General features: G+C 72.8%; 22 protein-coding genes and 2 tRNA genes. 16 read left to right on the plus strand and 8 right to left on the minus strand.

Annotated elements, in window-relative coordinates; genetic code table 11:
• Nucleotides 1-8 precede the first annotated feature (8 nt).
• Nucleotides 9-656, minus strand: coding sequence for an Rv3235 family protein (locus ASG23_RS10820; protein WP_056024223.1), 648 nt, complete (start codon nt 654-656; stop codon nt 9-11).
• Nucleotides 653-1,582 carry a LysM peptidoglycan-binding domain-containing protein gene (locus ASG23_RS19880; RefSeq protein WP_056024227.1) on the minus strand — a complete coding sequence of 310 codons (930 nt, stop codon included), beginning with the start codon at nt 1,580-1,582 and terminating at the stop codon, nt 653-655. The genes ASG23_RS10820 and ASG23_RS19880 overlap by 4 nt, the downstream gene beginning before the upstream one ends.
• Nucleotides 1,583-1,794: 212 nt before the next feature.
• Here ASG23_RS19880 and ASG23_RS10830 point away from each other — a divergent pair, with 212 nt between their 5' ends.
• Together ASG23_RS10830 and ASG23_RS10835 are read left to right on the plus strand one after the other, a co-directional pair.
• Nucleotides 1,795-3,102 carry an APC family permease gene (locus tag ASG23_RS10830; protein ID WP_162242685.1) on the plus strand — a complete coding sequence of 436 codons (1,308 nt, stop codon included), beginning with the start codon at nt 1,795-1,797 and terminating at the stop codon, nt 3,100-3,102.
• Nucleotides 3,103-3,153: 51 nt separating this feature from the next.
• Nucleotides 3,154-3,678 carry a hypothetical protein gene (locus tag ASG23_RS10835; RefSeq protein ID WP_056024231.1) on the plus strand — a complete coding sequence of 175 codons (525 nt, stop codon included), beginning with the start codon at nt 3,154-3,156 and terminating at the stop codon, nt 3,676-3,678.
• A 7-nt stretch (nt 3,679-3,685) separates the two neighbouring features.
• Here the strand turns inward: ASG23_RS10835 and ASG23_RS10840 are convergent, their stop codons facing one another.
• Nucleotides 3,686-3,919 (minus strand): helix-turn-helix domain-containing protein, encoded by a 234-nt coding sequence (locus ASG23_RS10840; protein WP_056024234.1) that lies wholly within the window; start codon nt 3,917-3,919, stop codon nt 3,686-3,688.
• 118 nt (nt 3,920-4,037) lie between these two features.
• Here ASG23_RS10840 and ASG23_RS10845 point away from each other — a divergent pair, with 118 nt between their 5' ends.
• The 5 genes from ASG23_RS10845 (at nt 4,038) to ASG23_RS10865 (ending at nt 6,871) form a co-directional block, all read left to right on the plus strand.
• Nucleotides 4,038-4,700, plus strand: coding sequence for a hypothetical protein (locus ASG23_RS10845; RefSeq protein WP_056024237.1), 663 nt, complete (start codon nt 4,038-4,040; stop codon nt 4,698-4,700).
• Between the two features lies 1 nt (nt 4,701).
• Nucleotides 4,702-5,970, plus strand: a complete 1,269-nt coding sequence (locus ASG23_RS10850; RefSeq protein ID WP_056024240.1) for an AAA family ATPase — start codon at nt 4,702-4,704, stop codon at nt 5,968-5,970.
• A 38-nt stretch (nt 5,971-6,008) separates the two neighbouring features.
• Entirely contained in the window at nt 6,009-6,464 is a 456-nt protein-coding gene (locus ASG23_RS10855; RefSeq protein WP_056024245.1) for a DUF6912 family protein, read from the plus strand.
• 166 nt (nt 6,465-6,630) lie between these two features.
• Nucleotides 6,631-6,702: transfer RNA gene (locus tag ASG23_RS10860), tRNA-Gln, on the plus strand.
• Between the two features lie 96 nt (nt 6,703-6,798).
• Nucleotides 6,799-6,871 (plus strand) — tRNA-Glu (locus ASG23_RS10865).
• Nucleotides 6,872-6,988: 117 nt separating this feature from the next.
• Here ASG23_RS10865 and ASG23_RS10870 read toward each other — a convergent pair.
• Both ASG23_RS10870 and ASG23_RS10875 read right to left on the minus strand, forming a co-directional pair.
• Nucleotides 6,989-7,219, minus strand: coding sequence for a hypothetical protein (locus ASG23_RS10870; RefSeq protein WP_056024248.1), 231 nt, complete (start codon nt 7,217-7,219; stop codon nt 6,989-6,991).
• Between the two features lies 1 nt (nt 7,220).
• Nucleotides 7,221-7,940, minus strand: a complete 720-nt coding sequence (locus ASG23_RS10875; protein ID WP_028046824.1) for an IclR family transcriptional regulator — start codon at nt 7,938-7,940, stop codon at nt 7,221-7,223.
• Nucleotides 7,941-8,046: 106 nt separating this feature from the next.
• Between ASG23_RS10875 and leuC the strand changes: the two genes are divergently transcribed.
• The 6 genes from leuC (at nt 8,047) to ASG23_RS10905 (ending at nt 14,149) form a co-directional block, all read left to right on the plus strand.
• A complete protein-coding gene (gene leuC, locus ASG23_RS10880) occupies nt 8,047-9,501 on the plus strand; it encodes a 3-isopropylmalate dehydratase large subunit (protein ID WP_056024251.1) in 1,455 nt (484 codons plus the stop codon).
• Between the two features lie 20 nt (nt 9,502-9,521).
• Nucleotides 9,522-10,187: a 3-isopropylmalate dehydratase small subunit gene (gene leuD, locus ASG23_RS10885; protein WP_056024255.1), complete on the plus strand. Its 666-nt coding sequence runs from the start codon at nt 9,522-9,524 to the stop codon at nt 10,185-10,187.
• Between the two features lie 104 nt (nt 10,188-10,291).
• Complete coding sequence (locus tag ASG23_RS10890) at nt 10,292-10,906, plus strand: HU family DNA-binding protein (RefSeq protein WP_056024258.1); 615 nt, start codon at nt 10,292-10,294, stop codon at nt 10,904-10,906.
• Between the two features lie 94 nt (nt 10,907-11,000).
• Entirely contained in the window at nt 11,001-12,317 is a 1,317-nt protein-coding gene (gene murA, locus ASG23_RS10895) for a UDP-N-acetylglucosamine 1-carboxyvinyltransferase (RefSeq protein ID WP_056024262.1), read from the plus strand.
• Nucleotides 12,318-12,335: 18 nt separating this feature from the next.
• Nucleotides 12,336-13,100 carry a lysophospholipid acyltransferase family protein gene (locus ASG23_RS10900; protein ID WP_056024265.1) on the plus strand — a complete coding sequence of 255 codons (765 nt, stop codon included), beginning with the start codon at nt 12,336-12,338 and terminating at the stop codon, nt 13,098-13,100.
• Nucleotides 13,097-14,149, plus strand: a complete 1,053-nt coding sequence (locus ASG23_RS10905; protein ID WP_082516069.1) for an NAD(P)H-dependent glycerol-3-phosphate dehydrogenase — start codon at nt 13,097-13,099, stop codon at nt 14,147-14,149. The genes ASG23_RS10900 and ASG23_RS10905 overlap by 4 nt, the downstream gene beginning before the upstream one ends.
• Here the strand turns inward: ASG23_RS10905 and ASG23_RS10910 are convergent.
• Nucleotides 14,146-15,309 (minus strand): trans-sulfuration enzyme family protein, encoded by a 1,164-nt coding sequence (locus ASG23_RS10910; RefSeq protein ID WP_056024639.1) that lies wholly within the window; start codon nt 15,307-15,309, stop codon nt 14,146-14,148. The genes ASG23_RS10905 and ASG23_RS10910 overlap by 4 nt on opposite strands.
• Nucleotides 15,310-15,439: 130 nt before the next feature.
• On the opposite strand from ASG23_RS10910, the gene ASG23_RS10915 reads away from it, so the two are divergent.
• On the plus strand, nt 15,440-16,621 hold the full coding sequence (locus tag ASG23_RS10915; RefSeq protein WP_056024267.1) for a D-alanine--D-alanine ligase family protein: 1,182 nt from the start codon (nt 15,440-15,442) through the stop codon (nt 16,619-16,621).
• Between the two features lie 261 nt (nt 16,622-16,882).
• Complete coding sequence (locus tag ASG23_RS10920) at nt 16,883-17,962, plus strand: fatty acid desaturase family protein (protein WP_056024269.1); 1,080 nt, start codon at nt 16,883-16,885, stop codon at nt 17,960-17,962.
• 4 nt (nt 17,963-17,966) lie between these two features.
• Here the strand turns inward: ASG23_RS10920 and ASG23_RS10925 are convergent, their stop codons facing one another.
• Complete coding sequence (locus tag ASG23_RS10925; protein ID WP_056024272.1) at nt 17,967-18,443, minus strand: DUF3515 family protein; 477 nt, start codon at nt 18,441-18,443, stop codon at nt 17,967-17,969.
• 47 nt (nt 18,444-18,490) lie between these two features.
• Here ASG23_RS10925 and ASG23_RS10930 point away from each other — a divergent pair, with 47 nt between their 5' ends.
• Nucleotides 18,491-19,471 carry a thiamine-phosphate kinase gene (locus ASG23_RS10930; protein WP_056024275.1) on the plus strand — a complete coding sequence of 327 codons (981 nt, stop codon included), beginning with the start codon at nt 18,491-18,493 and terminating at the stop codon, nt 19,469-19,471.
• 3 nt (nt 19,472-19,474) lie between these two features.
• Here ASG23_RS10930 and ASG23_RS10935 read toward each other — a convergent pair whose 3' ends face one another.
• On the minus strand, nt 19,475-19,999 hold the full coding sequence (locus ASG23_RS10935; RefSeq protein WP_056024278.1) for a GNAT family N-acetyltransferase: 525 nt from the start codon (nt 19,997-19,999) through the stop codon (nt 19,475-19,477).
• Between the last annotated feature and the right edge of the window lie 47 nt (nt 20,000-20,046).

The raw sequence follows: 20,046 nt of genomic DNA on the forward strand, positions 1-20,046 counted from the left end.
GTCGAGGCTCAGCCGATCTCGAGGGCGGTGACGCGCCAGCCGCCTCGATGGCCCTCCAACCGGAGCGCGACAGCTCGCACGCGCGCCCCGTCGTCGGCCACCAGGCTCGCCTCCAGGACGTGCGAGTCGACGCGGCAGGCACGGGCCCGGCGGATCACGGGCGGTCGGGTCCCACCGCTCGTGCCGAGCACACGCTGGGTCAGGCCGGCCCGGACCTGGAGGGACTCGTACACACCTGGGCTCAGCCAGCGGGCGAGCTGCGCGACGGAGCGTCGGCCGGCCAGCACCTCCAGCGAGGCCAGCGCGACCGCCCGGGCGACCGTCGCGGGGTCGCCGTCGGGCAGCTGGCGGGGAGCGTCGTCGTCGGCCTCCATCACGAGCGACCGGTCGCTGACGCGCAGGACCGCGATGCGACTGGCGGCAGTCTCGGGTGCTGCGTGGGCAGGCCCGGTCGCCTCCTCGACGAGCGCGGGCGCCACGGCGGGGACCAGCCGGACCTGGGGACGCCGCGCGCCGACATCCCCGGGGCGGGTGGGGCCGGACGGGCGTCTCGGCGCGGTCCCGTGCGCCGGACCGGCCGTGCGCACCCGGGCGAAGGCATCCTCGGCGGGGGTGCGGCCACGGGCGAGCACGAGAGCGCCGACGTCGGCGCTCACAGCGCCGGCTCCTCGGCCGTCACGGGCACCGTGAGCACCTCACCCGACTGGATCACGTCGGGATCGGCACCGATCACCCCGGAGTTCACGTCGTACCAGCGCGGCCATGCGGCGGCGATCTGTGCGTCGCCGGCGCCGGGCGCGAGGTGGCGTGCTGCGATCGACCAGAGGCTGTCCCCTACTGCCACGACGACGGTCGTGGCAACGGCGCCGTGGGGAGCCGGGGCGGTCGTGGGGTACCCGGTGGTGGTGACCTCGCTGGGCGTCCCCTCGGTGAGGGGCACCTCGGTGGGGGCCCCCGGAGGAGCGGGCGCGTCCACGCCCTGGTCGGGTGCCGGCTCGACGGCGGTCGTCGCGACGGTCGACGGGGTGGTCGCCGAGGGTGCTGGGCTGGTCGACGAGGCTTGCGGCGTGGGTGTCGCTGCCGCCGCGGTGCTCGGCGGAGTGGTCGTCTGGGTGGTCGATCGGGTGGTCACCGCCCACCCGAGGTCGTCGCGCACGGCAGCGTCGGTCGCCGCGACGGTGGCTGACGCCGTCGCTGCGGGCTCCGGCGCGGCAGCCGAGGCGCCTGTCGCCACCCCGAGCCCGATCCCGGCCCCGACGGCGAGGACGAGAGCCTTGCGCACGACCTGCGGGGCGCAGCGGTGGACCAGCCGCTCGCCGGCCCGCCAGCTCGCGCCCGCCGCGCGGACGACCACGCACACGGCTGCCAGCAGCGCCCCTGCCGCCAGCCAGGCGGCGACGAGAGAACCGACGGCGGCCACGGCGAGCTCGATCACGGCGTCGACCCGCCACGGCCCCAGGTGGTCCACCAGCACGGCTCGCACGTGCAGCGCGAGCACCCCCGCCAGCGTCGCGGACGCCAGCGTCCCCGCGAGCAGCCCGCCGATCGACGTCCCTGCTCTCCGCACTCCGGTGCCCACCATGTGTACCCCTGACCATGTTGTTTGATGCAGTTTGATAATGCTTGCGTGGCATAGATGTACCTGAGCGGGTCTGGGTATGTCCAGCGATGTCCGACATGCGGCTGCAGAGGTGGTGCGCCGAGGCGTCGAAGCTGGCCCGCGCCGCCCGGTGTCGCGGCTATCGTCGGGCGTGCCCGCCGCGGCACCTGCGGCAGCATCCGAGGGGGCACCCCATGTCCGAGCCGGCACCTGCGGCAACTGCCCGGCTGACCGTGCGCGGCGCCGTCGTGCTCGGGATCGGCGCGATGGTCGGTGCGGGGATCTTCGCGCTGCTCGGACAGGCCGGCGCGGTCGCCGGCTCCGCGGTGTGGATCTCGTTCCTGCTGGCCGGGGCGATGTCCGCGACGCTCGGGTACACGCTCGTGAAGTTCGCGATGCGCTGGCCGTCGTCCGGTGGGCTGATCGTGTACCTGGAGCACGGCTTCGCCAGCCGCCGGCTCGTCGGTGTGGCCGCGTGGCTCGGGTACCTGACGGCGATCGTGGTGGTGGGCGCGATGGTCGCCGCCTCGTTCGGGGACTACGCCGCCGTGCTGCTCGCCGACGCACCTCCGGGGGGCTGGTTGTCGAAGCTGTGCGCCGCGGCGCTGGTCGTGCTCGGGACCTGGGTCACTGTCGCCGGGCCGCGTCTCATCGACCGGGTGCAGACGGCGATCGTGGGCCTCCTTCTCGTCGTGTTCGCGGTGTTCGTCGTCGGCACGCTGCCGCACGTGGATGCCGCGCTCCTCGCGCCGAGCACCTACCCGGGCGTGGACGACATCGTGGCCAGCATCGCCCTGACGTTCTTCGCGTTCCTCGGCTTCGCGGTGATCTCGTTCTCGGGCGGCGACCTGGCCGAGCCCCGCCGCGAGCTCCCGGTCGCGATGTACGCCTCGCTCGCGATCACCACCGCCCTGTACGTGGCCGTCGCGATCGCCGTCTTCGGCACCCTGCCCGTCGACGAGGTGGTGGCCGCAGGCCCGACGGCCCTGGCCGTCGCGGCGGAACCGGCGCTCGGACAGGCCGGGTTCGTGATGATGGCCTGCGCGGCGCTGCTGGCGACGGCCTCCACGGTGACCGCGATGCTGTACGGCTCCGTCGGGCTGTGCGCGGCACTGGCGAGCTCCGGGACCTTCCCACGGGCGTTCGGCCCGGGCACACGGCTGGGTCGGCACGGCGGGCTGCTCATCACCGCGGCGCTGACGGTCGCGCTCGTCACCGTGCTCAGCGTCGGGGCGCTCGCCTCCGTCGGCAGCGCCGTCTCGCTCGCGGTCTTCCTGCTCGTCGCCGTGGCGGCGTTCCGGCTGAGGTCCGAGCTCAACGCGTCTCCGGTGCTGACCGCGGTCGCGGTCGCGGTCTCCGGCTTCGTGCTGGTGTGGTTCGTCGTGGACCTGTACACGTCGGACCGGCGCTCGTTCTGGGCCATGATCGTCCTGATCGGGCTCGCCGTCGTCGTCGACGAGGCGTGGACGCGGCGACGCCGGGCGGCCGACTCCCGTCGGTGATCGCACGGGGGAGCAGCGCCTACCGCGGTGACACCCCGGTACCGTGCACGGATGCGGTGGGAGTCGCTCTTCGCGGACATGGAGGCCCAGCTCGCGGCCGGTCGGCTCGCTGACGTCCGGGCGGACGTGGCCGAGCTCGCGCGCGCCGAGCGGGCGTCGATCACCCTCGCCGCTCGAGCCCGGGCGTCGGTCGGTCGCTCGGTCCGGGTGCTGGTGGGGGGTGTCGACGTCGTCGAAGGTGAGCTGATCGACGCCGCGCCGGAGTGGATCCTGCTGGCCACGTCACCCGTCCGGCGTGCACTCGTCCCGGTCGCTGCGGCAGCGGCGGTCGACGGGCTCGCGCCGCACGCTGCGCCGGCGGCCGGCGCGGTGGAGTCGCGGCTGGGGCTCGGTCACGCTCTGCGCGCGCTCGCACGGGACCGGGTCGTGGTTCGGGTGCAGGCTGGCAGCGCCGACCTGACCGGTCGCATCGAGCGGGTCGGGGCGGACCATCTGGACCTCGCCGACGTCGACGGACCGCGCCGTGGCGTGTGGGCAGTCGCGTTCAGGACGCTGCAGGTCGTCCAGACAGGCTGAGAGCCGGTCAGTCCCCGGGGCCGTCGTCGATCGTGCTGCCGTCGCTCGAGATCCGGGCGCGCGTCTGCTCGTACATCCGCTGGATGTACTTCTCCAGCTCGGTGGACTCGACGCGCCACTGCAGCCGGCCGCCGATCTGGATGGCGGGCAGCTCGCCGGAGCGCACGAGAGCGTAGGCCTGCGGCGCCGAGATGTTCAGCACCTCGGTGACGTCCGCGAGGGTCAGGAACCGCGAAGACATGACCGCAGTGTGGCACGCGGTGGCGCCCGGACCCGGTTGTCCACAATGCTCCGTTCGCGTCGGTCCGCAGACGGCAGGATGGCCGTCGGCAGCGATGCACCATGAACCAGGGGAGCCGATGGACACGAGCGTGATGGACCTGCCCGCACCGGTGGCGGCGCGGCTGCGGCGCCCCGGCTGGCGTGACCCCCGGCTCCTGGCGGGCGTCGCGATGGTCGCCGCGTCCGTGCTGCTCGGCTCGTGGGCGGTGCGCACGGCGCAGGCCACTGTCCCCGTGTACATGACGCGTGCTGCGCTGGTGCCGGGAGACCGGGTCGCGGCCGACGAGCTCGCGGTCGTCGACGTCCGGCTGGGTACGGTCAACCTCGACCACTACCTGCGCGCCGACCGACCGGTGGCGACGGACGGTGTGGTCGTCCGTGCTGTCGGTCGCGGCGAGCTGGTGCCCGCGTCGGCGGTGGGTTCGGCCGCCGACCTCGACCTGCGACCCGTCTCCGTGACACTGACGCGTGCACCCTCCAGCGACGTGGTGCCCGGCGCACTCGTGGACCTGTGGTTCACCCCGCCCGCGCCGAAGGAGGGTGCCGAGCCGGCGGACCCGCGCGAGCTGGCGGGAAGTCTGACGATCGCCGAGGTGAGCACGCCGTCGAGCGCCTTCGGTGCGTCAGGCGGGAGAGCTGTCCAGGTACTGGTTCCCAGCTCGCTGCTCCCCGTGGTCCTCACGGCGCTCGCCGCGGAGGGGACGGTCGACGTCGTCCCGGTCCTGGGCACGGGAGGCTGACGTGGCCGTCGGGGTGCTCTGTGCCGTCCAGGGGTCGGCGGAGGCGATCATCGTCCAGGCCGTCGAGCGGACGGGCGGTCGGCTCAGCGTGACGAGGCGCTGCGCCGACCTCACGGAGCTGCTCGCGGCCGCCGAGGCCGGGCTCGGGCGGCTCGCCGTCGTGTCGGGTGACCTCGACCTGCTCGACCGTGAGGCGATCGAGCTGCTGCACCGGGCCGGGGTCCGGGTGGTGGGCATCGCCGACGCCACGCGCCCGTGGCTCGGTGAGCGGCTGGCGGCGCTCGGTACCGACCTGGTGGCGGTCGCTCCGCACGACGAGGCATCCGCAGGGGACGTGGTCCGGGAGGCGCTCGCCATTCTCGGCGGCGCGCCTGACGAGGCGACGGCGCCGGGGCGGCCCGACGAGCACGTCGTCCGCCGCCCTGCGCGCGGGCTCGTCGTGGCCGTCTGGGGTCCGACGGGCGCTCCGGGCCGTACGACGGTGGCGGTGAACGTGGCCGCGGAGCTCGCCGCTGCCGGGCGCAGGACGCTGCTCGTGGACGCCGACACCTACGGCGGGAGCGTCGCGCAGGTGGTCGGCATGCTGGACGAGGCACCAGGGCTCGCGGCAGCGGCCCGCGCCGCAGGGCAGGGCACTCTCGACCTGATGACGCTGGCCCGGCTCACCCCGACGATCGCGCCGGATCTGCGGGTCCTGTCAGGCATCTCGCGGGCCGACCGGTGGCCGGAGCTCCCGTCGTCGTCGCTCGATGCGGTGTGGACCGTCGCGCGGGGTCTCGCCGAGTGGACGGTGATCGACTGCGGCTTCTGCCTGGAGCAGGACGAGGCGCTCAGCTACGACACGAGGGCGCCCCGCAGGAACGCCGCCACGCTGAGCGCCCTCGAGGCGGCCGACGTCGTGCTCGTGGTCGGTGCGGGGGACCCGGTCGGCATCCAGCGCCTGGTCCGCGGTCTGGGCGAGCTCACCGACCTCGGGCTGGGCAGCACCCGGTTCGTGCTGGTCAACCGGGTCCGTGCGTCCGTGGCTGGCCCGCACCCCGGGGATGCGGTCGGTCAGGCGCTGGCGCGCTACGCGGGGGTCACCGACGCGCACCTGGTGCCCGACGACCGTCCGGCCCTGGACACGGCCCTGCTCGAGGCACAGACGTTGCGGGAGGCGGCGCCGGGGTCGCCCGTGCGACGCGCCTTGGCAGGGATGGCGTCGCGGATCGATGCGCTGCTGGTGGCCGCCCCCGTCGAGGAGCCCGTCGGGGAGACCGTGAGCGCCTGAGCCCCGGCGGTGGCGCGCGGACGAGGCACACTGGCCCCGTGCGCATCTACCTACCTGCCTCCCTCGACGAGCTCGATCCCGAGTCCGGACCGCTGACGGCGCGTCGCGCCCACGCCGTGACGCCGGCCCTGCGGGAGATGTTCTCCGACGAGGACGACGAGGGCCTGGAGTACGCCGCGCAGCTGGCAGCCGCTGACGACTCGCTCGCGCTCCTGGGCGAGCGACCGGACGCACCGCAGCTGCGGTGCGTCGTGTCGGTGGATGTCGCCGACGCAGCGGTCGTCATGGTGCTCGACGCCGACGACGTGCCCAGCGCGGTGGAGCTGACACGGGCCGTGCCGCAGGCTGACGTCATCTGCGCGCACGTCGACGAGCCTGCGGCAGCGACCGACGTCGCTCTGGCCGCCGGAGGGGACGAGGACGCGGCGGGACGCCTCGACGAGCGAGACCTGCTCTGGTACGACGCCTCGGAGCTCGGGGACGTTCCGCGCTGAGGCGGCCGGTCGCTGTCGCTGAGGGGGGAGTGTGCTTCGTCACGTGACGGGGTGCCAGTTGGACCCGGCCTTGGCGCTCGGGTAGTGTTCACCGCCGGTACGACGTCCGGATGCGCGTTGGTCCGCCCCGCCAGGCGACCTTCGAGCTCCGGGCGTCATACCCCCATGGGGTATGGTGTAATTGGCAGCACGACTGATTCTGGTTCAGTTAGTCTAGGTTCGAGTCCTGGTACCCCAGCGTTCCACCAGCGCGAGCACCGCTGGCCTGATCTCCTCGGAGCATCGGGTAGAGTGTTCACTCGCAAGCGAGGCCCGCGGGCCGAGCAGCGTATAGGCCCCCGTTGTGTAGCGGCCTAGCACGCCGCCCTCTCACGGCGGTAGCGCCGGTTCGAATCCGGTCGGGGGTACGTCGAGAAGGCCCGGTCACCACGGTGACCGGGCCTTTCGCGTTACCACACATGCTCCCGGCGTGCTCGGAGCATGTGTGGGTCTCGGCGCGGGCGGTGTGATGACGTCCGCAGGCCTCAGTGCTGGCCGGGCGGGCCGTGCGACGACGTCGGCAGGAGTGCGACGACGCCCCAGCCGATCAGAGCCGCGATCGCGCCGACGAGGATGCCGGTGACCACGGCATCGCCGGCGTCACCGCCGCCCAGGAGTGCGAGAACGACGCCCAGGACCAGCCCCGCACCGCCTGCGACGAGCGCGACGCGTCGGCGCAGACGCCGTCGCGACGCGGCGGCGCCACGCACGGCCACGTCAGTCCGCCGTCCGTCGCAGGACCTCGGTCAGCCGGTTGGCCGCCGAGACGACCGCGGCAGCGTGCAGCCGGCCGGGCTGACGGGACAGACGCTCGAGCGGTCCGGAGACCGAGACGGCGGCGACGATGCGCCCCGACGGGCCGCGCACGGGTGCGGACACCGATGCGACGCCCACCTCGCGCTCGGAGACCGACTGCGCCCAGCCGCGGCGGCGGACGCCGGACAGGATGGTCGCGGTGAACTTGGCGCCCTGCAGTCCGCGGTGCAGGCGGTCCGGCTCCTCCCAGGCGAGCAGGATCTGGGCGGCAGATCCGGCGTGCATGGTGAGGGTGGCGCCGACCGGGATCGAGTCGCGCAGGCCGATCGGGCGCTCGGCGGCCGCGACACAGATGCGCTGGTCACCCTGGCGGCGGTAGAGCTGGGCGCTCTCGCCCGTGTGGTCGCGCAGCGCGGCGAGCACGGGGCCGGCGGCGGCGAGCAGGCGGTCCTCGCCGGCCGCCGTGGCCAGCTCCGAGAGTCGCGGGCCGAGCACGAACCGACCCTGCATGTCGCGCGCCACGAGACGGTGGTGCTCGAGCGCAACGGCGAGCCGGTGGGCCGTGGGTCGAGCAAGATGGGTGGCGGTGACGAGCTGCGCGAGCGTGGCCGGGCCTGCCTCGAGGGCGCTGAGAACGGACGCGGCCTTGTCCAGCACGCCGACTCCGCTAGAGTTGTCCATAGGTCGATATTGGCGTCTCGCAGGCTGAGATGCAAGTACGACGGCACATGAGCCGGGAAAACCACACTCCTGGCCGACAGATCGAACGAGAGAACGGACCGAGAAGATGGCCGGCACGTTGGCGGAGAAGGTCTGGGACGCGCACGTCGTGCGACGGGGCACCGACGGGGCACCCGACCTCCTGTACATCGACCTCCACCTCGTGCACGAGGTGACGAGCCCGCAGGCGTTCGAGGGCCTCCGTCTCGCGGGTCGCCCGGTGCGCCGCCCGGACCTCACCCTGGCGACCGAGGACCACAACACCCCCACGCTGGACATCGACCGGCCGATCGCCGACGAGACCAGCCGCACGCAGATCCAGACCCTGCGCAACAACGCCGCCGAGTTCGGTGTGCGCATCCACTCGCTCGGCGACGCCGACCAGGGGATCGTCCACCAGGTGGGACCGCAGCTGGGTCTCACGCAGCCCGGCCTGACCGTCGTCTGCGGCGACTCGCACACGTCCACCCACGGAGCGTTCGGCGCCCTGGCGTTCGGCATCGGCACCAGCGAGGTCGAGCACGTGCTGGCCACGCAGACGCTGCCCCTCGCGCCGTTCAAGACGATGGCGATCACGGTCGACGGCGAGCTGCCGCCGGGTGCGACGAGCAAGGACATCATCCTGGCGATCATCGCCAAGATCGGCACCGGCGGCGGCCAGGGCTACGTGCTCGAGTACCGCGGCGAGGCCATCCGCGCGCTGTCGATGGAAGCTCGCATGACGGTCTGCAACATGTCGATCGAGGCAGGCGCCCGCGCGGGCATGATCGCGCCCGACCAGACCACGTTCGACTACCTCAAGGGCCGCCCTCACGCGCCCGAGGGCGCCGACTGGGACGCCGCCGTGGCGTACTGGAGCACGCTGAAGACGGACGACGACGCCGAGTTCGACGTCGAGGTGATCCTCAAGGCGGAGGACCTCGAGCCGTTCGTCACGTGGGGCACCAACCCGGGCCAGGGTCTGCCGCTGTCCGGCTCCGTGCCGGTGCCGGAGGAGATCGCCGACGCCAACGAGCGCGTCGCCGCCGAGCGCGCCATCGAGTACATGGGCCTGACCCCGGGGCAGCCGCTGCGCGAGATCAAGGTCGACACGGTCTTCATCGGCTCATGCACCAACGGCCGGATCGAGGACCTGCGCTCGGTGGCCAAGGTCATCCGCGGCAAGCACAAGTCCGACGACGTGCGCGTGCTCGTCGTGCCTGCGTCGGCTCGCGTGCGGCTCCAGGCGGAGGCCGAGGGGCTCGACAAGATCTTCCTCGACTTCGGCGCTGAGTGGCGCAACGCCGGCTGCTCGATGTGTCTGGGCATGAACCCCGACCAGCTCGCGCCGGGGGAGCGCTCGGCCTCGACGTCGAACCGCAACTTCGAGGGCCGCCAGGGCAAGGGTGGCCGGACGCACCTGGTCTCGCCGCTCGTCGCCGCCGCGACCGCCATCCGCGGCACGCTGTCGTCCTACGCCGACCTCGACACGGGTGCTCCGACGCCCGACGGCAGCCCCCTCACGGACCTCCAGACGGTCTGATCAAGGAAGCGAGAAGACTGATGGAGAAGTTCAGCCAGCACACCGGCGTCGGGGTCCCGCTGCGCCGCAGCAACGTCGACACGGACCAGATCATCCCGGCCGTCTACCTCAAGCGCGTGACGCGCACCGGGTTCGAGGACGCGCTGTTCGCCGCCTGGCGCGGTGACCCGTCGTTCGTCCTCAACCAGGAGGCGTACGCGAGCGGCTCCGTGCTCGTCGCCGGGCCCGACTTCGGCACCGGCTCGTCGCGTGAGCACGCCGTGTGGGCGCTCAAGGACTACGGGTTCAAGGTCGTCATCTCGAACCGGTTCGCGGACATCTTCCGCGGCAACTCCGGCAAGCAGGGTCTGCTCGCGGCGCAGGCGGCCCAGGAGGACATCGAGCTCATCTGGAAGATCCTCGAGACGCGCCCCGGCACCGAGGTGACGGTGGACCTCGCGTCGAAGACGATCACCTGCGACGACGTCGTCGTGCCGTTCCAGGTGGACGACTACACGCGCTGGCGGCTCATGGAGGGCCTCGACGACATCGGGCTGACGCTCGAGCACGCCGACGAGATCTCCGCGTTCGAGGCGCGTCGTGAGCCGTGGCGCCCCGCCACCCTGCCGGCCAAGCACCTGCCGCCGGTCGAGATCGTGGCTGCACGGCCGGCCGGCGTGCCGGTCGAGATCGGCCGCCGGCCCTGACTCGGTCCGGCGGGTCGCCGACGAAGCGACCCGCCGGGCGGGGACAGTGACTAGCGTGTGGGCTGGGCCACGGTGCAGTGCGCGCCGGCCGAGGGAGGATCACCATGCCGGGCAAGTCGCAGATCGCTGACCGGATCGCCGCGCGAGGCGCCTCCAAGGCTGCCGCCGCCGCGGCGGTGGAGGCCGTGCTCGATGAGATCACCACCGCGCTCGCCGCTGGCGAGCGCGTGACGCTCACCGGGTTCGGGACGTTCGAGGCCACCGCTCGCGCCGCTCGTACGGGACGCAACCCGCGGACAGGCGAGGCGCTCGAGGTGGCCGCGACGACGGTGGCGCGGTTCCACCCCGGGGCCACGCTGCGGTCGCGGGTCGCGGCAGGCGCCGGTGAGCCCCTCGGAGCCGTCGCGGACCTGGGCTCCCTGCAAGGGCTGGCTGCGCCGGAGCCGGCAGCGGTGGTCGCACCGGCCGCGCCGGCACCGACGCCGAAGCCGTCGGGCACGTCGTCGGCCGGCGTCGGGGCGAGCGCGAAGGCGAAGGCCAAGGCCGAGGCGAAGAAGGCCGACGTCAAGAAGCGGGCGGACGCCGCGAAGAAGGCCGACGCCAAGAAGCGGGTCGACGCGAAGAAGGCTGACGCGAAGCAGAAGAAGGCCGACGCGAAGAAGAAGGCCGACACCAAGTCCAAGAAGAAGTCCGGCAAGGGTCACGCCAAGAAGAAGTGACGTCCGGCGCAGTCCCGTGAAGGTTTCGCACCCGTCCGGCGTGCCGGTGCGGGTGCGGCCAGGAGCACGCGCGCGCGTGGGAGACGATGGTCCGATGACCGATCTGCTGTACGTCAACGGTGGCAACCCGCTCTCGGGCGAGATCACTGTCCGCGGGGCCAAGAACTTCGTCTCCAAGGCGATGGTCGCGGCGTTGCTCGGAGAGACGCCGAGCGTGCTGCGCAACGTCCCGCAGATCCGCGACGTCGCCGTGGTCACCGGGCTGCTGGAGCTGCACGGCGTGACGGTCGACGCGGACGCCGAGGCCGGCGTGCTGCACCTCGACCCCACGGACGTCGAGTCGGCACACGTCGCGGACATCGACACCCACGCGGGGTCGAGCCGTATCCCGATCCTGTTCTGCGGTCCCTTGCTGCACCGGCTCGGCGAGGCCTTCATCCCGGACCTGGGCGGCTGCCGGATCGGCGACCGGCCGATCAACTACCACCTCGACATCCTGCGGCAGTTCGGCGCGGTCGTGGAGAAGACCGACAACGGCATCCACATCCGTGCCCCGCGGCGACTCCAGGGCACCAAGATCGCGCTGCCCTACCCGAGCGTCGGTGCCACCGAGCAGCTGCTGCTCACCGCCGTCCGGGCGGAGGGCGTCACCGAGCTCGCCAACGCGGCGATCGAGCCCGAGATCCTGGACCTGATCAACGTGCTCCAGAAGATGGGCGCGATCATCTCCGTCGACACGGACCGGGTGATCCGGATCGAAGGCGTCGACCGGCTGGTCGGCTTCCAGCACACGGCGCTCTCCGACCGGATCGAGGCGGCGTCGTGGGCGTCGGCAGCGCTCGCGACCGGCGGCGACATCTACGTCCGCGGCGCGACGCAGCCCGAGATGACCACGTTCCTCAACACGTTCCGCAAGGTCGGCGGCGAGTTCGCCATCGACGACACAGGCATCCGGTTCTTCCACCCCGGCGGCGACCTGCGCTCGATCACGCTCGAGACGGACGTGCACCCCGGGTTCATGACGGACTGGCAGCAGCCGCTCGTCATCGCTCTGACCCAGGCCAAGGGCCTGTCGATCGTCCACGAGACCGTCTACGAGAACCGGTTCGGCTTCACCGAGGCCCTCGTCGGCATGGGGGCGACCATCCAGGTGTACAAGGAGTGCCTGGGCGGGCGGCCCTGCCGGTTCGGGCAGCGCAACTTCTACCACTCCGCGGTGATCTCCGGCCCGACGCCGCTGGCCGCCGCGGACATCGAGGTGCCGGACCTGCGCGGTGGCTTCAGTCACCTCATCGCGGCGCTGGCGGCCAAGGGCACCTCGTCGGTGCGGGGCATCAGCCTCATCGACCGCGGGTACGAGCGGTTCACCGCGAAGCTCGAGGCGCTCGGCGCCGAGTTCAGCCGCGACTGACAGGTAGCATCGGCTCCCGTGCAACCGCCGGCCAGATCGAATCGCGCCTACCGCAACGTCGCTCACATCTTGCGGCCTGTCCTGCGCGCGATGACGCGCCACGACTGGAGCGGGACCGAGAACTTCCCGCGCGAGGGCGGGTTCATCGTCGCCTCGAACCACATGACGAACATCGATCCGCTGACGTTCGCGCACTTCCTGTGGGACAACGGCGTCGCTCCGAAGATTCTCGCCAAGGCCTCCCTGTTCAAGGTCCCGGTGCTCGCGGGCGTGCTGCGCGCGACGGGTCAGATCCCGGTCTACCGGAACACCACGTCGGCGGGGGAGTCGCTGACCGCAGCGGTCACCGCGATCCGCGACGGTGACGTCGTCGCCGTGTTCCCCGAGGGCACGCTCACGCGGGATCCCGAGCTGTGGCCGATGGTCGGCAAGACCGGCATCGCGCGCCTCGCGCTCACCACACAGGCCCCGGTCATCCCCGTCGCCCAGTGGGGCCCGCAGCTCCTGCTGGCCCGCTACGGCAAGCTGCTCAAGCCGATCCCTCGCAAGCTGATCACCGTCGTGGCCGGTCCGCCGGTGGCGCTGGACGACCTGTACGGCCGGCCGCAGGACGCCGCCACCCTGCGCGAGGCCACCGAGCGCGTGATGAATGCCATCACAGCCCTGCTGGCCGACGTGCGCGATGAGGAGCCGCCGGCGATCCGCTACGACATGCGCAAGCCGCTCGCGCAGGGCGAGAAGAGGGTCGGCGGCGACCACGCGACCCACCCCGAGCTGCCGTGACGGCGGACCAGGTGGCGCAGGACCGGCCGGCCGTCCCGGGCGCCCCGCGGCTGAAGGCTGCCGTGCTGGGCGCTGGTGCCTGGGGCACCACGTTCGCAGCCGTGATGGCCGACGCCGGGTGCGATGTGACGGTGTGGGGGCGCGACGAGAAGGTCTGCCGGCAGATCGCCGACGAGCACCGCAACGAGGCGTACCTGCCGGGTGTCCGGCTACCTGCCCGCGTCACCGCGTCGAACGACGCCCGCGCGGTGCTCGCCGGCGCCGACGTCGTCGCGATCGCCATCCCGTCGCAGAGCGCGCGCGTCACCCTGGTGCCCCTGGCCGACGCCGTCGCGGGCCACGCCGTCGCCGTCTCGCTGATGAAAGGCGTCGAGCTGTCGACGGACCGACGCATGAGCGAGGTCGTCGCGGAGTCGCTGGGTATCCCGATGGACCGCATCGCCGTGGTCTCGGGGCCCAACCTGGCGCTCGAGATCGCCCACCGGCAGCCGACGGCGACCGTCGTGGCCTCCACCAGCGAGGCGACGGCCCAGCTGGTGGCGCGGGCGTGCGCGTCCGGGTACTTCCGGCCGTACACGAACGACGACGTCGTCGGCGTCGAGCTGTGCGGTGCCGTGAAGAACGTCATCGCGCTCGCGGTCGGCATCTCGCAGGGCCGTGGACTCGGCTACAACACGATGGCGACCGTCATCACGCGCGGGCTCGTGGAGATCACACGGCTCGGGCTGGCCCTCGGCGCGGACGCGGACACGTTCCCCGGTCTGGCGGGCCTCGGGGACCTCATGGCCACGTGCGCCTCACCCGACTCGCGCAACCACACCCTCGGTGGCCACATCGGCCGCGGGATGACCCTTGACGAGGCGATCTCCGCCACCGGAGGCACCGCGGAAGGCGTGAAGTCGAGCCGGTCCGTCCTGGAGCTCGCGACGACGCTCGGCGTCGAGATGCCGATCACGTCGGCGGTCGTGAAGGTGCTCCACGAGGGCCTGCCGGTCGACCAGCTGGCCGCGCTGCTGCTCGCGCGGCCGCACAAGGCCGAAGGCGCCTAGAGGGGCCTCTCGATCGACCGCAGCGCCTGCTCCAGGTCCCGCCAGAGGTCCTCGACGTCCTCGATGCCGACCGACATCCGCAGCAGGTCCTCGGGCACGGTGAGCGACTCGGTGGCGAAGCGGCGGCGGCGTTCCAGCGTCGACTCCACGCCGCCGAGGCTCGTGGCGGGCACCCACAGCCGTAGTGCGGCGACGACGGCGTCGGCCGCCTCGGGACCGCCGTGCGGGCGCACGCCGATGATCGCGCCGAAGCCGTCCATGAGCCGTGCGGCACGCTCGTGACCGGGGTCCGAGGGCAGGCTCGGGTGCCGGACCTCCGCGACGGCAGGGTGCTCGCTGAGCCGCCGGGCCAGCTCGGCGGCGTTGCTCTGTGCGCGTTCGACGCGCAACGCCAGCGTGCGCAGACCTCGCAGGGCGAGCCACACCTCGAACGGACCGGCGATCGACCCGTGCAGCGTGCGGTACGCGTGCAGCCGCGCGTGCAGGTCGTCGTCGTCGGCCAGCGCGGCACCGAGCACCACGTCCGTGTGCCCGGCGAGGTACTTGGTCACGGAGTGCACGACGACGTCCGCGCCGTGCTCGAACGGGCGCTGGACCAAGGGCGTCGCGAAGGTGTTGTCGACGCCGACGAGGGCACCCACCGCGTGCGCCGCCTCGACGAGCACAGGGAGGTCGGCGACCTCGAGCATCGGGTTGGTCGGCGTCTCGACCCAGAGCAGCGACACGGGCCGCGGCTGACTCAGGGCTGCGACCACGGCCGGGGTGTCGTCGATGTCGACCACGGTCACGTCGACACCGAGGCGCTCCTGCAGGTCACGCGCGTATTCGAGGGTCACCTGGTAGGCGTGCCGGGGCAGGACCAGCCGGCCGCCCGGCGGCACTAGGGAGAGCGCCGCCGCGATGGCCGCCATGCCCGAGCCGAACACGAGCGCCGGGTGTGTCGAGCCCTCGAGCGTGCCGAGCGCCTCCTCGAACGGGTGCCACGTGGCGGCGTCGATGCGGCCGTAGAGCGGCTCGCCGGGCCCTGGCACCCCCTGCGAGACGAAGGTCGAGGAGAGCACGAGGGGCGGGTTCACCGGTGCACCCTGGGAACGCCCGGGCCGGCCGGCGGCGACGACGAGCGTCGCGGGGGAGAGGTCGTCGATGCGGTCGGAGGTCACGCGCCGCAGGTTACCCGGCAGGTGCACCCGGAGGCTGACCCGCGGACGCGGCGTGGGCTGTCCCGCGGATGCCTCGGCCGGTGCCGCCGGTGCCCTGACGACGCGTCACCGCCAGGTAGGGTCGGGCGCGATGGACGCCACCTCCGAGCCCTCGGGCCACGACCAGCCCTTCGACCAGCCCTCAGGCCCGACGCCCGGGAACGGCCGCCGCCCCCGCGTGATGGTCCTGTTCGGCGGGCGCTCGGGAGAGCACGCGATCAGCTGTGCGACGGCAGGCGGCGTGCTGCACGCCATCGACCGAGACCGCTACGACGTCGTCGCCGTGGGCATCACGCCATCCGGCCGCTGGGTGCTCGCCGACGACGACCCCGAGCGCTGGGCGATCGTCGACGGGCACCTGCCGCAGGTGGAGGACACCGCCGCGCACGTGCTGCTCCCGCAGGCGGTGGACGACCGTGACGTCCAGGTGCTCGAGGCGGGGCAGCTGCCGCGCGTCCTCGGCGAGGTCGACGTCGTCTTCCCGCTGCTGCACGGCCCGTTCGGCGAGGACGGCACGCTGCAGGGTCTGCTCGAGCTGGCCGACGTGCGCTACGTCGGCGCCGGGGTGCTTGCCTCCGCGGTCGGCATGGACAAGCACATGATGAAGCTCGTGCTCGCCGGCCACGGCCTGCCCGTCGGGCCGTTCCGCGTGGTGCTCCCGGGTGAGCTGGACCGAGACCCCGACGGCGTGACGGCGCGGATCGCCGAGCTCGGGCTGCCGCTCTTCGTCAAGCCTGCGCGTGCCGGTTCCAGCCTCGGCATCACCCGCGTGACCGACCTGGCAGACCTGCCGGGCGCGATCGCCGCAGCGCAGGTGCACGACCCGAAGGTCATCGTCGAGGCCGCGATCGTCGGACGGGAGATCGAGTGCGGAGTGCTCGGCGGCCACGACGGCGAGCGGGCGCGCGCGTCGCTGCCCGGCGAGATCGTGGTCACCGACCCCCGGCGCACGTTCTACGACTTCGAGGCGAAGTACCTCGACGAGGCCGGCGTGACGCTGGCGTGCCCGGCCGACCTGCCCGACGGGATCGTCGCGGCCGTGCGAGACGCGGCCGTGCAGACGTTCGAGGCCGTCGGGTGCGAGGGGCTCGCTCGGGTCGACGTCTTCGTGACCCCGGAGGGCGACGTGGTCGTCAACGAGATCAACACCATGCCGGGATTCACGCCGTACTCGATGTACCCCCGCCTGTGGGAGGCATCCGGTGTCGGATATGCCGAGCTGGTCGACGAGCTGCTGCGCCTGGCGCTCGCGCGTCCTACTGGACTGCGCTGAGCCTGTGGGCGTTATCGGCCGCGCAGGTTACGCTTCCGTAGGTCGTGACGGATCGGGCGACGAGACCACAACCGTGGCCGTGCCCGCCGCCATCACGATCGGGACGTCCCCCGGGCGGCCCACCGCACCCCGGCTAGGGTGTGCGCCGCCTTGCCGACACGCAGTGACGGCTCTCCGCAGATCGGTAGTGACCGTCATGGACGCCACCCACGCAGCCTCCTCGCGTCGCCTGCACGGCGACGCCGTCCCCGGCCACGCCGCATGAGCGCGGCTGTCTCGCCGCAGCCCGCCGCTCCGGCCCGCGCAGCGAAGAACGCCCAGGACTACACCGCGCTCGCGGCCTACGTGCGCGAGTCGGGCCTGATGAAGCGCCGCTACGGCTACTACTGGACGCGCCTGATCGCCGCGGTCGCCGCGTTCGCGGGGATCTGGGTCGCCGTCGTGCTCGTCGGCAACTCGTGGTGGCAGCTGGCGATCGCCGCCGGGCTCGCGCTCGTGCTCACGCAGATCGCGTTCCTCGGTCACGACAGCGCCCACCGCCAGATCTTCAAGTCGGGTGCGTGGAACGACTGGACGTCCCGCATCCTCGCCGGAGCCTTCGCCGGGCTCAGCCACTCGTGGTGGCGCAACAAGCACAACCGGCACCACGCCTCACCCAACCAGCAGGGCACGGACCCGGACATCGCGCCCGGGGTCGTCGTCTGGACGGCGGACGCGCTCGAGACCCGCAAGGGCTTCTCGGGCTGGTTCGGTCGGAACCAGGGGTGGTTCTTCTTCCCGCTCCTCATGCTCGAGGGACTGAGCCTGCACATCTCGAGCGTCCGCCTGCTGCTCGCCAAGGAGCCGGTGCCGCACCGCTGGGTCGAGGCGCCGATCGTGATCACCCGGCTCGCCGTGTACGTCGGCGCCCTGTTCTACCTGCTCCCGCCCGGCAAGGCGTTCGCGTTCATCGGGGTGCAGATGGCCCTGTTCGGCATCATGCTGGGCGGCTCGTTCGCGCCGAACCACAAGGGCATGCCGATCATCCCCGCCGGACTGAAGGTGGACTTCCTGCGTCGTCAGGTCCTCACGTCCCGGAACATCAAGGGCGGCGCGGCCGTCGACTTCGTGATGGGTGGCCTGAACTACCAGGTCGAGCACCACCTGTTCCCGAGCATGCCCCGCCCAAACCTCAAGCACGTGCAGCCCGTGGTGAGGGACTACTGCGAGCAGCTCGGCGTGAAGTACACCGAGGTCGGCTTCTTCCGGTCGTACAAGATCGTGGTCGAGTACCTCAACCGTGTCGGTCTGGCCGACCGTGCCGCCTTCGACTGCCCTGTCGCCGCCCAGTACGGTCGCTGACGGACTACACGCAGGAGCGGATCTGTTCGGTCAGCGCGACCGCCGGACCCAGCTGGTTGACGAACGCCGTCGAGCGCTCCGCCGCGACCTCAGCCGGAACGTGCAGCTCGACCGCCGGCTCGCGCCCGTAGGTGGTGAACGTCCAGCCGTCCTCGCCCTCGACGACGACCCAGTCGACGCTGGCGCCGCCCGGGGTCTCGACGGTCTGGCAGTGCTCGGTCGTCGGCCCGAGCGGCTCGACGCCGCACCGCAGGACGATCGGTGCCGCCGCGTCGCCCCACGCGGTCGTCGCCTGGGCGGTGGTGTCCCGCTGCGGCAGCCCGTCCCCGAGCGAGTCAGGCATCGCCAGGACGACGCTCGCGCACACCGGCTCGGTCGCGTTCGGGGCCACCTCGACCGGCACGACGACCGCGCAGCCACCGAGGGCCACGACTCCGGCGACCGAGGGGATCAGGAGCAGTCGTGGGCGGATCCTTGGCACCGGGTCACCGTAACCCGTCGGCTCCGCCGAACCTCTACCGTGTCCGGGTGACCGCCGACACCCCCGCACCGTCCGACGGCCCCCTCGTCGCCGAGCTGTCCGAGGACGCACTCCTCGCCCGCATCTTCCCGCTGCTCCCGCGGGGCACCGACACGCACGTCGCGCCCGGCGACGACGCAGCCGTCCTTGCCGCACCCGACGGCAGGTTCGTGGTCACCACGGACGTGCTGGTCGAGGACCGGCACTTCCGCCGCGCATGGTCCTCGGGCGAGGACGTCGGTCGGCGTGCCGCGGTGCAGAACCTCGCCGACGTCGCGGCGATGGGTGCGCGGCCCACGAGCCTCGTCGTCGCCCTGGTCGTCCCGGGCGACCTGCCCGCGTCGTGGGTCGAGGGCCTTGCTCGCGGGCTGGCCGCCGAGTGCGGCCCGCTCGGGGTCGGCGTCGTCGGGGGGGACCTGTCCGGTGGGCCGGCCGTCGTCGTCGCCGTCACCGCGCACGGGGACCTCGCCGGACGCGCGCCGGTCCTGCGCTCGGGCGCCCGCGCCGGGGACGTCGTCGCCCACGCCGGGGTCGCCGGCTGGTCTGCGGCGGGTCTCGCGCTGCTGGAGGCGGGCCGCGGGCAGCTGGACCGCGCGCTCGTGGGCGCCCACCTGCGTCCGGTCGCACCGCTGGCCGCCGGGCCGGTCGCCGCGAGCGCGGGAGCCACCGCGATGCTCGACGTGTCCGACGGGCTGCTGCGCGACGCCGGCCGGATCGCGCGCGCGAGCGGGGTGCGGATCGACCTGGACGCGGGCGCGTTCGCCGCGGACCGGGACCGGCTGCGCACTGTCGCTGCCGAGCTCGGTGGCGTGGCCGAGCGGTGGGTCCTGGACGGTGGCGAGGATCACGGGCTGCTGGCGACGTTCCCGGCGGGTTCCGTGCTGCCTGCGCCGTTCCGCGCCGTCGGTCGCGTGGGGGAGGGCACCGGGGTGTGCGTCGACGGGGTCCCTGCGCCCGCGCGGTCCGGGTGGGACCACTTCGCGGGGTGAGGCTCAGCCGCGGCGGTACCTGACCTCGAGCAGGCTCGCGCCGCCGATGTCGTCGTACCGTTCCACGCCGTCCGCCTGGAACCCGTGCCGCCGGTAGAAGTGCCGGGCACGCTCGTTGTCCGCGAGCACCCACAGTGTCACCGTGGTCTTGTCGCCGATCTCGGCGATGACGGTCCGCATGAGGTCACGGGCGACGCCGTGGCCCCAGGTCCCCGGGTCGAGGTAGATGGAGAAGATCTCGCGATCGCCGCGCCGCGCGTCCTCGTCGCGGCTGGGCCCCACGGTGACGAAGCCGACCACGCGGTCCGCCGAGAGGGCGGCCCAGGTATGGATCTCCTCCGCCGGGCCCTCGCGCAGGTACCGGCCCCACTGCGCGGTGCGTTCGTCCGCGTCCAGGGAGGCGAGGTACGCGTCGGGCACGATGCCCGCGTACGCCTCCTGCCAGGACCGCACGTGCACCCGGGCGATGCCTGAAGCGTCCTTCTCGGTGGCGACACGGATCGTCACCTCGTCCAGCTGCTCGACCATGGACGTCACCCTGCCACACGGATCGGGCATGACGAAGGCCCACGAGG

Origin of the sequence: Cellulomonas sp. Leaf395 (genome assembly GCF_001424125.1) — a bacterium.
In the GTDB taxonomy this organism is placed as follows: Bacteria; Actinomycetota; Actinomycetes; order Actinomycetales; family Cellulomonadaceae; genus Cellulomonas.